The sequence below is a fragment of the Paracoccus sp. 228 genome, from assembly GCF_000967825.1.
In the GTDB taxonomy this organism is placed as follows: Bacteria; Pseudomonadota; Alphaproteobacteria; order Rhodobacterales; family Rhodobacteraceae; genus Paracoccus; species Paracoccus marcusii.
This window is the reverse complement of record NZ_JYGY01000002.1, coordinates 1-14,211: the sequence shown is the minus strand read 5'-3', so window position 1 is coordinate 14,211 and position 14,211 is coordinate 1. Positions and strand designations below refer to the sequence as shown.

Annotated in this window: 14 protein-coding genes and 1 pseudogene; 7 read left to right on the top strand and 8 right to left on the bottom strand. The window is 60.3% G+C overall.

Going from position 1 to position 14,211, the window contains the following annotated elements; translation table 11 throughout:
* From SY26_RS05530 to SY26_RS05515, 4 genes are all read right to left on the bottom strand, one after another.
* On the bottom strand, positions 1 to 722 hold a 722-nt coding region (locus SY26_RS05530), incomplete at its 3' end, for a DUF3333 domain-containing protein (protein WP_046000252.1).
* Positions 719 to 1,924, bottom strand: a complete 1,206-nt coding sequence (pstC, locus tag SY26_RS05525) for a phosphate ABC transporter permease subunit PstC (protein WP_045999716.1) — start codon at positions 1,922 to 1,924, stop codon at positions 719 to 721. The genes SY26_RS05530 and pstC, both read right to left, overlap by 4 nt.
* Before the next feature lie 101 nt (positions 1,925 to 2,025).
* Complete coding sequence (locus SY26_RS05520; RefSeq protein ID WP_045999715.1) at positions 2,026 to 3,057, bottom strand: substrate-binding domain-containing protein; 1,032 nt, start codon at positions 3,055 to 3,057, stop codon at positions 2,026 to 2,028.
* 432 nt (positions 3,058 to 3,489) lie between these two features.
* Positions 3,490 to 4,176: a ferritin-like domain-containing protein gene (locus SY26_RS05515; protein WP_084693709.1), complete on the bottom strand. Its 687-nt coding sequence runs from the start codon at positions 4,174 to 4,176 to the stop codon at positions 3,490 to 3,492.
* On the opposite strand from SY26_RS05515, the gene SY26_RS20975 reads away from it, so the two are divergent.
* Both SY26_RS20975 and SY26_RS05510 read left to right on the top strand, forming a co-directional pair.
* Complete coding sequence (locus tag SY26_RS20975; RefSeq protein WP_157020420.1) at positions 4,175 to 4,384, top strand: hypothetical protein; 210 nt, start codon at positions 4,175 to 4,177, stop codon at positions 4,382 to 4,384. The genes SY26_RS05515 and SY26_RS20975 overlap by 2 nt on opposite strands.
* A gap of 165 nt (positions 4,385 to 4,549) precedes the next feature.
* Positions 4,550 to 5,482 carry an IS5 family transposase gene (locus tag SY26_RS05510; RefSeq protein WP_045983542.1) on the top strand — a complete coding sequence of 311 codons (933 nt, stop codon included), beginning with the start codon at positions 4,550 to 4,552 and terminating at the stop codon, positions 5,480 to 5,482.
* 21 nt (positions 5,483 to 5,503) lie between these two features.
* On the opposite strand, the gene SY26_RS05505 is transcribed toward SY26_RS05510, so the two are convergent.
* Positions 5,504 to 5,779, bottom strand: a complete 276-nt coding sequence (locus SY26_RS05505; protein WP_232303273.1) for an ATP-binding protein — start codon at positions 5,777 to 5,779, stop codon at positions 5,504 to 5,506.
* A 234-nt stretch (positions 5,780 to 6,013) separates the two neighbouring features.
* The gene (locus SY26_RS05500; RefSeq protein ID WP_045999713.1) at positions 6,014 to 7,213 is read right to left on the bottom strand and encodes a helix-turn-helix domain-containing protein; all 1,200 of its coding nucleotides are present in this window, start codon (positions 7,211 to 7,213) and stop codon (positions 6,014 to 6,016) included.
* A gap of 285 nt (positions 7,214 to 7,498) precedes the next feature.
* Between SY26_RS05500 and SY26_RS21800 the strand changes: the two are divergent.
* Positions 7,499 to 7,657: pseudogene (locus tag SY26_RS21800) on the top strand (recombinase family protein); the annotation flags it as partial.
* Positions 7,658 to 8,082: 425 nt separating this feature from the next.
* Here SY26_RS21800 and SY26_RS05495 read toward each other — a convergent pair.
* Together SY26_RS05495 and SY26_RS05490 are read right to left on the bottom strand one after the other, a co-directional pair.
* Positions 8,083 to 9,135 (bottom strand): ParB N-terminal domain-containing protein, encoded by a 1,053-nt coding sequence (locus tag SY26_RS05495; protein ID WP_045999712.1) that lies wholly within the window; start codon positions 9,133 to 9,135, stop codon positions 8,083 to 8,085.
* Complete coding sequence (locus tag SY26_RS05490) at positions 9,132 to 10,442, bottom strand: AAA family ATPase (protein WP_157020419.1); 1,311 nt, start codon at positions 10,440 to 10,442, stop codon at positions 9,132 to 9,134. The genes SY26_RS05495 and SY26_RS05490 overlap by 4 nt, the downstream gene beginning before the upstream one ends.
* A gap of 353 nt (positions 10,443 to 10,795) precedes the next feature.
* Here SY26_RS05490 and SY26_RS05485 point away from each other — a divergent pair, with 353 nt between their 5' ends.
* The 4 genes from SY26_RS05485 to SY26_RS05470 all read left to right on the top strand — a co-directional run bounded on the left by SY26_RS05485 (position 10,796) and on the right by SY26_RS05470 (position 14,133).
* Positions 10,796 to 11,488 carry a DnaA N-terminal domain-containing protein gene (locus SY26_RS05485; protein WP_045999710.1) on the top strand — a complete coding sequence of 231 codons (693 nt, stop codon included), beginning with the start codon at positions 10,796 to 10,798 and terminating at the stop codon, positions 11,486 to 11,488.
* 117 nt (positions 11,489 to 11,605) lie between these two features.
* Entirely contained in the window at positions 11,606 to 12,034 is a 429-nt protein-coding gene (locus SY26_RS05480; RefSeq protein ID WP_045999251.1) for a transposase, read from the top strand.
* Positions 12,031 to 12,384 (top strand): IS66 family insertion sequence element accessory protein TnpB, encoded by a 354-nt coding sequence (gene tnpB / locus SY26_RS05475; RefSeq protein WP_045999250.1) that lies wholly within the window; start codon positions 12,031 to 12,033, stop codon positions 12,382 to 12,384. Before SY26_RS05480 ends, tnpB begins: the two co-directional genes overlap by 4 nt.
* Positions 12,385 to 12,447: 63 nt before the next feature.
* On the top strand, positions 12,448 to 14,133 hold the full coding sequence (locus tag SY26_RS05470; protein ID WP_045999249.1) for an IS66 family transposase: 1,686 nt from the start codon (positions 12,448 to 12,450) through the stop codon (positions 14,131 to 14,133).
* Positions 14,134 to 14,211 lie beyond the last annotated feature (78 nt).

Sequence of the window (14,211 nt, the reverse complement as noted above, 5' to 3'; positions counted from 1 at the left end):
CCGATGGGCACCGCCAGCACCAGCACCACCAGCATCATGTAGAGCGAACCCAGGATCGCCACGCCCACGCCGGCCGATTCCGGGCGCTGATCAGAGGCGTCAGGCAGGGTCATGAAGCTCCAGTTGAACCGCGTGACCAAGGTGCCATTGTCGGCCAAGGATTGGGCCAGCAACAATTGCTGGGGGGAGACATTGGAATCCCGTTCTGCCGTCTCGGCGGTGACGCGACCCTTGAAATAGCCGTCGATGCGGCCGTTAACCAGGACGTTCACGTCCACCGTCTGCCCGACCAGATCGGGATCGGCCAGCACCCGATTGCGCAGCTGCGCCGAGGCATCGCGCGAGATCAGCTGATTTGCATCTCCGGAGCCCAAACCCTCGATCTCCAATCCGAGCGCTTCGATCTCGGTATCCAGCGCGCGGTCCAGCACCTGGCCATAGGACAGGGTCAGCACGCCGGCCATCTCGGCCGGGTCGCGGTTGCCCTTGGGGTCCAGCACCTGCGCGTCCAGCGCCACAGGGAGAGATAGATAGGTCTGATAAAAGGCTCCTGTGCCATTGCGCACAATCGTGAAGACCAGCACTGCCAGCATCGTGCAGGCGATGACGATGGCCGTCAGCCCGTAGGCGCGGAACCGTTTCTCGGCGGCGTTGCGGCGCCGGGTGCGCGCGTCCTGGACATAGAGCGACTTGGCGCCAGTGGCGCGGGGATGATCGGTCATTCGTACTGCTCGCGATACTTGCGCACGATGATAAGCGCGATGACGTTCAGGCCCAGGGTGATGACGAACAGCGTCAGTCCCAGGGCAAAGGCCACCAGCGTCTCGGGCGASGAGAAGTCGTTGTCGCCSGTCAGCTGGCTGACGATCTTGACCGTGATGGTGGTCATCGCCTCGAACGGGTTGGCGCTGATCGTGGCGGCGGCGCCCGCGCCCAGGACCACGATCATCGTCTCGCCGATGGCGCGGCTGGCGGCCAGCAGGATGGCGCCCACGATGCCCGGCAGGGCGGCGGGCAGCACGACGCTGCGCACCGTCTCGGAGGGCGTCGAGCCCAGGCCCAGGGCGCCGTCGCGCAGGCTCTGGGGSACCGCGTTGATGATGTCGTCGGACAGAGAGCTGACGAAGGGGATCAGCATGATCCCCATGACCAGCCCCGCGGTCATCACCGACGACCCGGAATTGCCCAGGCCCAGGGGCTGCGCGATCCAGTCGCGCAGCATCGGCCCGACCGTCACCAGCGCGAACAGGCCATAGACGATGGTCGGGATGCCGGCCAGCACCTCGACCGCGGGCTTGGCGATGCTGCGCAGGCGGGGGCTGGCATATTCCGACAGATAGATCGCCGCCAACAGGCCGATGGGCACCGCCACCAGCAGCGCGATGAAGCTGATRTACAGCGTCCCCCACAGCAGCGGCAGCATGCCGAGGCGCGAATTGCCCTCGAAGCGCGGCGACCATGTCGTGCCGAAGAAGAACTCCGTCACACTGTACTGGCGGAAGAAGCTGATCGTCTCGAAGATCAGCGACAGGACGATGCCGGCGGTGGTGGCGATGGCGATCATCGAACAGAAGATCATCAGGCCCAGCACCATCCGCTCGACCGAATTGCGCGCGCGAAACCCGCTATCAATCCGCGTCATGCCCCAGCCCAGGCCCGCAACGGACGCGCCAAGCGCAAGCAGACCGGCGACAGCGTTGGATCCTGCAGGGATTACCCCGGACATGCGTAGTCCGGACGCCAGAACCAGAACGACCAACGTGGGAAGCATGACGGAAAGTGCCACGTTGTAGCCATGATATGTCGGGCGGCTGTGGAGGGTTCGGACATCGCTGCCACTGGCCGACAGGGCGCGACTGCGTCCGATATAAAATCCGGCCGTCGCCAGCAGGATTGCGGCCAATAGAGCCCAGGACATAGGCATCGGGAAACCTCAGGAATGGCGACGGAAAAAATGACAGATGTCTTGGAAAGCGAAGCCCAAGGTTGCACCGGCGCATTTCCATGCGCCGGTGCAGGTGGCGATCACTGCATGGTGGTCTCGTCGGCCACGGCCTGCTGGACCGATGCCAGCTCGGGGTCCGAGACCAGGCCATAGGCGGCCAGCGGCCCGTCCGGTCCCGCGATCGCGTCCGAGACGAAGAATTCGGCGAATTCCTTGACGCCCGGGATGACGCCGATATGCGCCTTCTTCACATAGATGAACAGCGGCCGCGACACCGGGTACTCGCCCGAGGCGATCGTCTCGGTCGAGGGGGTGACGCCTGACATGGTCGCGACCTGCAGCGTGTCCGTGTTGTTCTCGTAGAAGGACAGGCCGAAGACGCCGATGCCGTTCGGCGACGACCCGATGCGGGCCAGCGTCTCGGTATAGTCGCCGTCGATGTCGACCGACCGGCCGTCGGTGCGCAGCGTCATGCAGGCGGCCTCGGCCTCCTCCTCGCCCAGCTCGGCGGTGAACACCTCCAGCGCGCCGCTGTCCTCGCAGCCCTGCGCGATCACCTTCTCGTCGAAGACTTCGCGCGTGCCGTGACGGGTGCCCGGGACGAAGGCCAGGATCTCCTGGTCGGGCAGCTCGGGGTTCACCTCGTTCCAGTTGGCGGCGGTGTTGTCAACGATCGCGCCGTCGCGCACGACCTTGGCCGACAGCGCGTTGAACCAGTCGGCGGGGGTGAAGGCAAAACTGTTGCCCGACTGCGCGCTGGCGAAGACGATCCCGTCATAGCCGATGCGCACCTCCATGATGTCGGTCACGCCGTTGGCGGCGCATTCCTCGATCTCGCTGTCGCGGATCTGGCGGCTGGAATTGGCGATGTCGATGGTGTTCTCGCCCACGCCCTCACAGAAGCGGCGCAGACCGGTGGACGATCCGCCCGATTCGATGACCGGGCTTCCGAAATCGAAATTCTCTCCGAACAGCTCGGCGACGATCGTGGCGTAGGGCAGCACGGTCGACGAACCGGCCACCTGGACCTGGTCACGCGACTGCGCTGCAGCGCCGGATGCAGTCAGGGCGATTACGGACAGCGCGGTGGCGGCAAAGCCGGAATATCTCATGGGTCTTCTCCTGTGGAGTGAGCGTGCCGGTAAGCGGTACAACAGGATCATGACGGTAATAACGAGGAAATATGACGTTCATGTGACACCGAATGCGGCCCGATCGTCTTTGCCTCAGGACATGGATCTGCACGATTTGATCGGTGACAATGGCAACGCCGATAATCGTTGACCATCTCATGCTGAATCACGAGTTGCTCTGAAGCGCCATCGAGGCCCATTCAGACCATCACATGTCGCCGTGATGCTCCTCTTGAGGCAGCACCATCAGGATCGTAGGCGAGCAATGCCTTGCCGGGTAAGTACCCGCAGAAGTGATAGGCTCAATTCGACGACACCAAAGCCGTTTTAGCTGTCACCCGTGCGTCGACCGTTGGAGCGCAGCAGAAGGACCCCACATTGGGGTCCTTCGTTTCCGACGCTATGGACGGATCATGCCTTTTCGGACATGTCCTTATCATATTCGGCGGCAGCCTCGTTGATCGTCTCTTCGGCGATCTTCGACAGCGTGCCGTCGGCGGCACTCTCCTGGGCCAGAATAGTATCGAGATGTCCCTTTGCTTCATCCATGCCAAGCGCGTCGGCAAATGCGCTCATCGAGCCGTAGCGGGTGATCTCGTAATGCTCGACTGCCTGACAGCTGAAGATGATGGCGGCATCACCTGCTGCGGTGCCACCAAAGTCTTCGAGCAGGCTTTCGCTTTCTTCGAGAATGCCATCGATCGCATCGCATCTTTCTGCCCTGGCCCGTTTCTCAAGGAGCGCAAAGATCGCTTCCAAGGCTTCGATCTGGGTTGCCGTTTCCTCGCGATGCTCGGTGAGGACCTCGATCAACTTCGGATGCTTGGCCGCCTTGATCATCTTGGGGAGAGATTTGTAGATCTTCTTTTCGGCATAGTAGATGTCTGCCAGAGCATGCTCGAAGAGGTCAGCCAGACCTTTCGCCGGTTTGGCTGGGCCGGATGTCTTGGCAGATGAAGCCTTCGCGGCAATTGCCTCGGCACGTTTCGCACGCGTCTTGGAAGTTGCCTCTTTGGTCTTTCCATCGCTAGCTTTTGCCGTCTTCGAGGATTTGGACTTGCTCGCCTTGTCTTCTGCAGCCTTCTTGGTCTTCGCCATGGTCAAGGTCCTTGAGGTTCGAATGATTGTTGCAGGAATTATGCAGCGAAACGCGGGGCTCAACCTGGCTGTTCCCTCAGCAGATCCGCAATCCGTGTCAGACATGTTTCGTGCGATGTCGCTCATCGTCGTCATCAGTGTCCGTTGCCAGATCGCCTGTCCTGGTGCAGAAGCATACGGAGAACTCGACTATCACGTGTTGATCTAGCATCTGCAGCTGGGATCTGCACCTAGGCGCTGCAATTCTGTCCATGGCGCCCACAGCAAGACTTGAGACGAAACCGCTTCACAGACGGCACATCAAACGGGCATTGTTGCAGAACTCTGACTTCGGACGATTCACAAAGTGAATCCATGCGGTTAGATGGGTTGCATGAGCAAGCCTCCCCCCGCCCGCTACCGCACGACGAACTGGTCCAGCTATAATGCGGCGCTGCGTAGGCGTGGCTCGATGCTGATCTGGGTCGATCAAGACATGGCTTGGCTGGCGCCGCGTGAAGGCCGCCCCGGCCGCCCTTCCGTCTTCTCCGATGCTGCCATCCAGTTCTGTCTTTCGGTCAAGGTTCTGTTCAAGCTGCCCTTGCGACAGACCGCGGGGATGGTGGCCAGCCTGCTCCGATTGGCGGGGCTGGACTGGCCCGTGCCCGACTTCAGCACTCTGTGTCGTAGACAGAGGACCTTGGCTGTTCAGATCCCATATCGCCGTATCGATGGCCCGCTCAATCTGCTTGTGGATAGCACGGGCATCAAGTTCCTCGGAGATGGCGAATGGCAAGCCCGCAAGCACGGCGTCCAAGGCCGACGTCAGTGGCGCAAGGTCCATCTCGTCATGGATACGGCGACTTCCGACATTCGGGCTTTAGAGTTCACCCCCAGCAGCGACGGTGACAGTCCAATCCTACCCGAGTTGCTTGGCCAGATCCCCGAGGACGAGCAGATCGGAACGGTGACAGCTGATGGTGCCTACGACACCCGCCGCTGCCACACGGCCATCACCCAACGTGGGGCCATCCCAATCATCCCGATCCGGAAGAACGGACGCGCCTGGAAGGAAGACTGCCCGGCAGCGAAGGCTCGGAACGAGACGCTTCGCGCCACGAAGCACTACGGCAGGGCATTCTGGAAACACTGGACCGGATACCACGCCCGAAGCCGTGTCGAGGCCAAGATGCGATGTCTCAAGGCATTCGGCGAACGCATCGCCGCACGAGACCCCGACCGCCAGACCGCCGAGATCCACATCCGCGTTGCTCTCATGAACCGCTTCTCAGCCCTCGGCACCGCCGAAATCGTTCGCGTGGCATAATGTGAGCGGGGTAAGGGGAAATCACGCCTCAGGCCTCAGTTCTGCAACAACGCCGCCAGGCTGGAAGCTCGTACCGACGGCGTCATGATCTCCGTCGCGTATGCCCCAGACCAAATAAGCGAAGTGCTGGTCCGCAAGCCGCGCCGCATTTGATAGCGCGGCGATCAGCTTGCCGACCAGGGGCCCGTCCGCGTTGTTTTCCTTGAATTCGACCCATGATGTTTCGGCCGGCATTGCGCGCAGGTCATCAATGAGCCGACGTGTACGTTCGAGGGTCTGGGTCGTTGTGAGGCTCATCATAGGTCCGGTAACGGAAGCGGTTATCATTCACCAGACGAGCCATACCTCAGATCGGCCACAGGGCACAGCTGCCACCGCGATCATCCTGTCGCGCCGTGGGCGGCTGTTTCGCTGCAAAGTCACGAACCTCTGCGGCTACCATTGTACCCGACGTTCTTGCTGCCGCCTTAAGGATGCATCTTCCGGACAGCGTGCGTTTCCAGACATGCAAAGAATTGACCGCTGCAGGATCTACTCTTCTTTCCGCTGCCGACCCCCTGCCCGGCGCACGACATCATCAAGGCCCGACATCGCGGCATCGAGCTCCGCCATGATCCGGTCCAGTTGGCCCTCGTCTCGTCCTTCCTTCATTCGTTCCAAGTCACCGATTGGCGTCAAGCGTTCGCTCGACCTTTCGCTGCCGGCGAAAATACCGCTACGAGCGGCCCCTGCCCTTCCCCCATGTCCCATCCGCGCGGCTAGGGAGGGCAGCGCCCAGAACCGGGACGTGCTGCGGGCGGTGAGGTTGCTGAGGCAGCCGGCATCGACGAGTTCGCCGATCAGGGACAGGGCCGTCCGGCGCGTCACCCCCAGTTGATCCATGACCATTGCCGAGCTGACGACCGGCTGCGCTCTCAAATAGGTAATCAGATCGGCAAGGCGCGACCGCCCATGCGCAGAAGACGTCATGGTCGTGAGACGTGCCAGCTCATGGCGCAGAGTCCCCAGATGGCCGAGGTCATGAGAGAGGCTCCGCGTGGCTGCCTCCAGAAACGTCGCCAGCCCGGTCATCGGAGACCAGATCCGGAACGCATTGCGGGTCAGCGACACGGATGGCGGCACGATCCACCCGGCAGCAGCTGGCATCAGCAGGCCCCCTGCCCTCTCGTCCAGCTCATCGCGGCCAGCCCTCTGATCGGAAGACAGTCCCTGCAGGTGACGCGCGGCACCCTCCACGGCTATGAAAACGAGCCGCTCGGCCACGGGGCTACTGCGCCGGGATCGGAAGGCATAGCTGGCCGCCGCACGCCATCCCGCCAGGATCGGAACATGGGACCAGGTGCGACCGGCCTCCATGACCAGGGGCAACTCCGCATCCTCGAGACGATCGCCCTCGTCGCGTGTCTGCCCGATGGGGGCGGCGGCCGCTTCGATCCGGCGCAGTGCCGGGACCGGCGCGCCAAACGGGTCTCCGGGCCGGCGGATGACAGTCAGAACCCTAAGGGCCATCTCGACCGCCCTGGCATCCTCTTCCATCGCGGTGCCGCTGGTCAGACGAAGCACCATCCCCTGTGTCGAGATCCGTTCACCTTCGAGCCCGACCGAGGCGGCAGCCTCCAGAAGGCTCGTCTCCATCCGCCACAGTCCGGCCAGGGCGGGGTCGGCCAGGAGGATGCCCTCAACCCTCGCTGCGTGGGTCTCGGCACTCAGAAGAAGCGATCCGACATCCATCTAATAACCAATGATTATAATGCCGATAGTTTAGCATAACTGTATTATTCTTCAGTTGCCTAGTACTTTTGGAAATAGGTCAAAATCATCGTCATCCTGCCCCTCAGGCAGATGAGATCCCGAGGGCCTTGGAATACGGCCCAGAGTGCGCACCAAGGCGCCAAACTCCGTCCCCTGCTGAACGCAAAGGATCTGGGTACCCGTACAGCTGCAACAGATATTGGTTTTGCATCTGTTTATAAACGGTCATTTAATGGTGTCCTCAAATATTGGAGGTGGCCTTACATGCCGCTGATTGGCTATGCCCGCGTCTCTACGGATGATCAGACCCTCCTGCCTCAGGCCCAGGCTTCGAAGGCCGCAGGCTGTGCCGTGGTTCTTGAGGAACAAGCCTTGGACGGTGACCACACGTGTCCTGTGCTGGCGCGATTTCAAATGAAGATATAGTAGATACGTGCGCAGACTTAGAGAGCGCCGATGCGTGAAGCGGAAAGTCAGCGGAATGGGTGACCTGCCCTGCTACAGCGGGCTCGTAGGCTCGCAGGCTATATTTTGCTATCTTAGGCTCAGTACCCCGCTCGGGCACCGCTGCAACTGTATGCGTGCGAAGAGTTAGGCTGCTGGGCTTGGTTGGGCATAGATTATGCATTTCAGCCTTGACCCAGAAGGATCTCCGCTTCCCAATCTACGCCCAAGCAGTGCTGGGTGGTTTGTACAGGCGGCTGCTAATATGCTAGTGCCGATGCCGTAATAGAATTTAATAATTCTGGTTGGCGCAGATGATCCGCCGATAAGCCACTGCCTTGGCACTTGCACGACAACTGTGTCCAATGGGTTACGCACATTCAGATCGACGCGTAACCCGCGGGTTACTTCTCATCCAACACCTTGTGAAATGCTTCAATTGCGCTCTGAAGGCGCTTCCTATCGATCGAAGAAAAGTCGGTGCCAGAAAGAATTCTGCATTCACCCTTCCGCGCTGTTACCTTTGCCTCACCGACGTGAAATTCATATTTCACCGCCTTCTTCTGATCTCCCCCGCGCCCCGGAGTGCCCTGACCTGCCAAAGCGGCCGGTGGCCGTGACAGCACCTCGGTTTGCTCTTCCGCCGACCTAACCGATGCTAGAGCATTTCGAAGGGACACTGAGACTTCGGGGAAGGCCTGGATCCTCCTAGCAACCTCGACCCCCAAATTGCGCGATATCGCTTTGGGATAAGGCAACACATCGCCAAGTTCCTGCAGCAAGAAAACAAAGCTTCGGATGTAAGACCGCTTCATCTTGTGAAGCGATGCAAAGATCCGACCCACAAGAACATCGGCCCCCTGCCCTTCCATGCCAGCATCAGACGCCGCAGTGATGGCCACCTGCGCCATCTCGGCGAAGCTCAGGTCCTCACGGATGACGTTTTCCTCGACCATGTCGATGTAAAGGTCGATCCGATCCGCTGGACCTGCCGAAACCCGCGCCGTCACAACCGCGAAGCGCGTATCGCCGGTCTCGTGCCACAGCTGTTTTAAAGCCGTCAAACGGCGCCAGCCCTTCTTCAACTGAAACCCTGCATTGGTTCTGAAGACCTCGATCGGCTCTCTCTGCCCCCGGGCACGAATGGACGCTTTAAGTTCCTCCATCTCGTCAGAACCCGCGGTCGCCGCAAGATCGATACGGTCGCGTGGAAGGTCGTCCGTCCTAATATCGTCGACGCGAATTATCTCGAGCACCCGGCCTTCACCCTGCGCTGTCCTGAAGGCCTTAGCATCTGACGCATTCTGACGGCGCTGCTCGATCAAAGTCTCCGTGCTCTCGGCAAGGCTTCCCGCGGCTTCGCGAACCGCCGCACCCATCGGTCCAACTTCGCGCTTGCGCGGCTTGACGCTGGCTGGCTCCAAGGGCTCAAAACCGAACTTTCCCTTCCCGCTCATGCACCCATACCCCCATTGCTGTTTTTGCCATCCCATGCGCGAAGCACGGTCTCTCGGAACTCAATATAGGCGGTATCAAAGCTCTGTCTGGCGCGCTTCCATGTCTCACGTGTCATCTGTCGATAGTCCTGCTCATAGACCGATTGCTGGAAACGCCCGGACTGCTCGACAGCCCGCGTCATCTCGATGGCATTCTTGCAAACATCATCGCCAAAGACGTTCCGAAAGGCACCCATCATCGCGATATGTAGGGGGTTCGAGGCCTCAAAACGGGTCATTAGCAGCCTGACGTCATCGAATTTCTTGGGCAGACTGATCCCGGCATCCTGGGCCAGCGTCGCGAAGCCAGAAGAAATATCCTCCATCGCGTCGCCTAACTGGCCCAGATAGCTGGTGGTCGAGTCGTACTCCCAGTACCCCGGACCCGAAGGCACGTAGAGGATGTCGGCAGCGAATGCAGCGTTGAGGGATTGATAGCCGATGGCTGGAGGGCAGTCAAAAATGATGATGTCATACTGGTCGTCGGGAAGTTCATCGAGATATCTGGAAATGCAGCCAAAAAAGCTCCAGGCTTTATGAAGTGCCCGATACTGCGCACTTGCAAATTCGACAAAGGCAGCATTCGCGCAGCTGGGAATTACATCGATCGTCGACCAAGCGGTTTTCTGAATAAAGTCCTGTGCGCGTTGTGCACCGATGGATTGGACATCTTCGGGCAGTTCGTCAGAGGAAGGGTAGGGGCAGTCGGCCGGATCGTCATATGCGGCTACAATGCGGTCGGCCTCGCGGCACAGGTCACGGCACATGATCCCCCAAACAGTATTCCATTCCTTGACCTCGACCAGACCCATCGAATGGGTCAGCGTGGCCTGGGGGTCAAAGTCGATTACCAACACGCGATAGCCGTCCAGTGCGGCGCCATTTGCCAGATGATGGGCGACCACCGTCTTGCCCACGCCGCCCTTGAAGTTGGAGACCGCAATCCGCATCGCGCGTCCGGGCGGGCGCTTTGGCATCAAGGTCTTCCCACGAAAGCGCAGCCTGCGGCGCAGCTCATTGATCTCATTCAGGGTGAACCAGCGCTGACGTCCGTCCTCTTCCACGATCCCCTGCGGCAAGGAGGGATCATCCGCCAGCTTTTTGCGAAGCGTGTCCGCCGGGATGTCAAACATGAACTGACTGATTTCCCAGATTGAGAAGGGCCGTAGGGTCTTTTTTTCGGAAGGTGAGAACGTTGCCTTCCTGACTGCTGCCTGCTGTGCAAGGCTGCGTTCGTTCATTCCTTGAAGATGAGTATGGTCCCGCATGTCTCGGCTCGCGTTTTATGGCTTCCCATTCTGAATAACGCGAAACGCCAGAAAAGCAAATCCGGCGTTCTGCGTTTTGCCATTAATAGGAAGATCCATCTAAGAACGCGATTTCGGACGGATACGGGGACATATTTGATCAGCATGGGACCGTTTCGGTGACACCAGAACGGCAATAGGGTGACACCCTAGCTGTCACCTATAACCTATATAACCAGATTTTCATCAATCTGAGTGAACGTCAGAGATAATCGCGCTTTTAGTTACTCGTTGACAGATTGCAGGATTTTAATCACTCTCATAGCATGAGCAGAATCGGTCGAAGATGCCGAGAGAGATGCCAGGGGGCGGCAATGAAGGCGACAAGATCCACCGGGCCGCACGCCTCGGTTCAAAAATATGACCTTCTGACAGCCATGGCCATTGCCGGCCTCCACGGAAAAGCCGTCTTTCAAACCTCCATGCTTCGCCTAGTGGCCTTGGTCACGGCCCGCTACAACTGGAAGCTGGACGAGCTGACGGTTGGACAGCGTGACCTTGCAAGGATGTGGTCGGTGGACGAACGAACCGTCAAGCGAGAGATCAAGCGGCTGTTAGACAACGAGATTCTTATTCAACTTCGGCCGGGCGTACGGGGCCGGGTAGCCGCCTATCGGCTGAACCAGCGCGAGATCTATCGAAGAAGTGAATCCCATTGGGAAGAGGTTGGACCGGATTTTGCTGCCAGGATGGATACTAACAGGCAATGCCCGGATGCAGTCGGACCGACAGTCGTCCGGGTTAACTTTCGTCCTATGATGGCGACGGATGATCCGCAGAAAACGGCATGGGGGCGTACATGCGTGCGCCTGGCTGATATGGACCCAGATTTCTATAAAAGCTGGTTTTCCGCTTTGGTTTTCGAGGATTTTGAGCAGACAGTGCTCCGCCTTCGGGCGCCGTCTTCTTTTGTGGCAAAGTACATTGTCACGCATCATCAAAAGCGCTTGCAGGACGTGGCGAGCAGTGAGTTCGGCGCGATCAGAAAGGTCGAGATCATATTCTGAGCGGCCTCCCTTCGGACTGCTACACCGTATGCGCCGTTCCCGTCCCATTGATTTCCACGGTTCTGGTGCGCTGACGTAGCGGCGAGTTTCGTTCTGAGGATTCAGAAGGAGACGACGATGGCGGATGGCGGGAACGGGTTTGATGGCTGCATCGAGGTTGTGCGGCGGACGCGTGGATATCGGCGCTGGCCGGACGAGGCGAAAGCGCGGATTGTGGCCGAGAGCTTTCAGCCCGGTGTTCGGGTAGTGGATATCGCTCGGCGGCACGGTTTGGACGCGCATCAGCTTTCGGATTGGCGGCGTCAGGCGCGCCAGGGGGACCTGGTTTTGCCGGCGGATGCCATGGCCGGGGTGGCCTCTCATGCTCTGCCGGCCTTTGTGCCTGTTTCAGTGGAGCCTGAGAATGTCGGTCCACCAAGAGATGCTGATCGGACATGTGGTGTCATCACGATCGAGATCCGCAACGATCTGGTGCTGCGGGTGCCGGGCGATGTTCCGGTAGAGCGGGCAGCGGCGTTGGTGCGCGCCCTGCGAGGTTCGGCATGATCGTCGCGGGACAACGCCAGCCGATCCTGATCGCGACGCGTCCGGTGGATTTCCGCTGCGGCCATCGGGCGCTGGCGCTGATCGTGCAGACCGAGCTGAAGCTTGATCCACATTCCGGGGTGACAATCGTGTTCCGTTCTAAACGCGGCGACAGGCTGAAGATTTTGGTTTGGGACGGAACAGGCCTGGTGATGGTTTACAAGGTTTTGGAGCAGGGCAGCTTTTCCTGGCCGAAGGTTCAGGACGGGACAATGCGGCTGTCGCGAGCCCAGCACGAGGCATTGTTCGAAGGTCTGGACTGGCGCCGGATCTTTGCGCAGCGGGTTGCTCCACCCATTGCAGCGGGATGATTTACTCGGCTGTTTTAGCATTGTTTTATTGGCCTTTCCTGTTTGGAGAGGCTATGAATCCGCATGTCGCAGCCCTTCGATCTCAGCCTGTTTCCAGACCTTCCGCCGGAGGTTGTGAAGGCGTTCGAGGCCGCGCAGTTCGAGCTGTCGGTGGAGCGTGCGGCGCGTCAGCATGAACAGGCGGTGGGGGCCGAGAAGGACGCCTTCATCACCGAACTGAAGGCCCTGATCGAAAAGCTGGAAGGCCAGGTCGGACAATACCGACATGCGAAGTTCGGGCCGAAATCGGAAAAGCTGGACCCTGCGCAGCTCGAGCTGGCGCTGGAGGATCTGGAAGCCGCCATCGCCGAAACCCAGGAACAGATTGTCGCGGTCGAGGCGAGGATCGTGGCCAGCGAGACCGATCCCGAGAAGAAGGTGCCGGACAAGAAGCGCAAGGCGCGCTCCTTGCCGCAGCATTTACCACGCGTCGAGCGTGTCATCGAGCCAGACAGCATTGTCTGCCCTTGCGGCTGTGGCGACATGGTCCGGATCGGGGAGGATCGGACCGAGCGGCTGGATTACATCCCGGCGCGCTATCAGGTGATCGTCTCCGTCCGCCCGAAATACGCCTGCCCCAAGGGGCGCACGGGCGTGGTTCAGGCGAGAGCTGCAGCTCATCTGCTGGAGAGCAGCTGGCCCACCGAGGCGCTCCTGGCGCAGATCGCGGTGTCCAAGCATTCCGAGCACATGCCCCTCAACCGCCAAGCCGTGGTCATGGCGCGGCACGGTGTGCCGATCGACCGATCAGTCCTCGCCGACTGGATGGGTCGGACCGGTGCGTTGATCGCCCCGGTCGTGGACCGCATGGCGGTGCTGCTGAAACAGGGCAGCACCCGGCTCTATGTCGACGAAACCACCGCCCCCGTGCTGGACCCCGGGCAAGGCAAGACGAAGACCGGCTATCTCTGGGCGGTGCTGCGCGATGACCGGGGCTGGAACGGCCCCGCACCGCCGGGGGTGGTGTTCCACTATCGCCCCGGCCGGAAGGGCGACTATGCCGATGAGATCCTGACCGGCTTCAATGGCACGATCCAGGTCGACGCTTATGGCGCCTATACCCACCTGGCCACACCAAAGCGCACGGGCGGCGATCCCTTGCGGTTGGCTTTTTGCTGGGCCCATGGACGGCGCAAGCTGATCAAGGCCAAGCCAAAGAAAGGCTCGCCCATCGTCGACGAGGCGCTGGTGCGCATCGCAGCGCTCTACAAGGTCGAGGATGTCATTCGCGGGGCGGACCCCGTTCATCGCCGGGCGGTTCGCCAGGAATTGTCCTGCCCTCTGGTGGATCAGTTTTTTGCCTGGCTGGCCGCCCAGGCCGCACGCATCTCGCGCAAATCCGACCTTGGCATGGCGCTCGCATACATGCTGCGGCGCCAGAACGGCTTCCGGCTCTTTCTCGAGGATGGCCATGTCGACATGGATTCCAACCTGGTCGAAAACGCCATCCGCAGCCCGGCCATGAACCGCCGCAACGCGCTTTTTGCCGGCCACGATGAGGGCGGCCGGTCGTGGGCACGCTTCGCCAGCCTGATCGGCACCTGCAAGATGAACGGCGTCGAACCCTATGCCTATCTGCGTGATCTCTTCACCAGGCTCGCCAACGGCCATCTCGACAAGGACATCGATGCGTTGATGCCATGGGCCTATGCCGCGACCCCAGCTCCTTACAATGAGCTCATCCGGGAGTCCCCAGTGAGCTCATTCTGAGCGCTCATGAAAACATCAGCAGAACTCACCGTCGCCGCCCGCAAGCAAAATCCCAATGGGACAGGGACGGCACATACG

Bases quoted from the DNA above. Each gene is read 5' to 3' on its own strand.
- SY26_RS05520 (WP_045999715.1), bottom strand. From the start codon at position 3,057: ATGAGATATTCCGGCTTTGCCGCCACCGCGCTGTCCGTAATCGCCCTG.
- SY26_RS20975 (WP_157020420.1), top strand. From the start codon at position 4,175: ATGGTCAAGGTCCTTGAGGTTCGAATGATTGTTGCAGGAATTATGCAG.
- SY26_RS05515 (WP_084693709.1), bottom strand. From the start codon at position 4,176: ATGGCGAAGACCAAGAAGGCTGCAGAAGACAAGGCGAGCAAGTCCAAA.
- SY26_RS05510 (WP_045983542.1), top strand. From the start codon at position 4,550: ATGAGCAAGCCTCCCCCCGCCCGCTACCGCACGACGAACTGGTCCAGC.
- SY26_RS05505 (WP_232303273.1), bottom strand. From the start codon at position 5,779: ATGAGCCTCACAACGACCCAGACCCTCGAACGTACACGTCGGCTCATT.
- SY26_RS05500 (WP_045999713.1), bottom strand. From the start codon at position 7,213: ATGGATGTCGGATCGCTTCTTCTGAGTGCCGAGACCCACGCAGCGAGG.
- SY26_RS05495 (WP_045999712.1), bottom strand. From the start codon at position 9,135: ATGAGCGGGAAGGGAAAGTTCGGTTTTGAGCCCTTGGAGCCAGCCAGC.
- SY26_RS05490 (WP_157020419.1), bottom strand. From the start codon at position 10,442: ATGCGGGACCATACTCATCTTCAAGGAATGAACGAACGCAGCCTTGCA.
- SY26_RS05485 (WP_045999710.1), top strand. From the start codon at position 10,796: ATGAAGGCGACAAGATCCACCGGGCCGCACGCCTCGGTTCAAAAATAT.
- SY26_RS05480 (WP_045999251.1), top strand. From the start codon at position 11,606: ATGGCGGATGGCGGGAACGGGTTTGATGGCTGCATCGAGGTTGTGCGG.
- tnpB (WP_045999250.1), top strand. From the start codon at position 12,031: ATGATCGTCGCGGGACAACGCCAGCCGATCCTGATCGCGACGCGTCCG.
- SY26_RS05470 (WP_045999249.1), top strand. From the start codon at position 12,448: ATGTCGCAGCCCTTCGATCTCAGCCTGTTTCCAGACCTTCCGCCGGAG.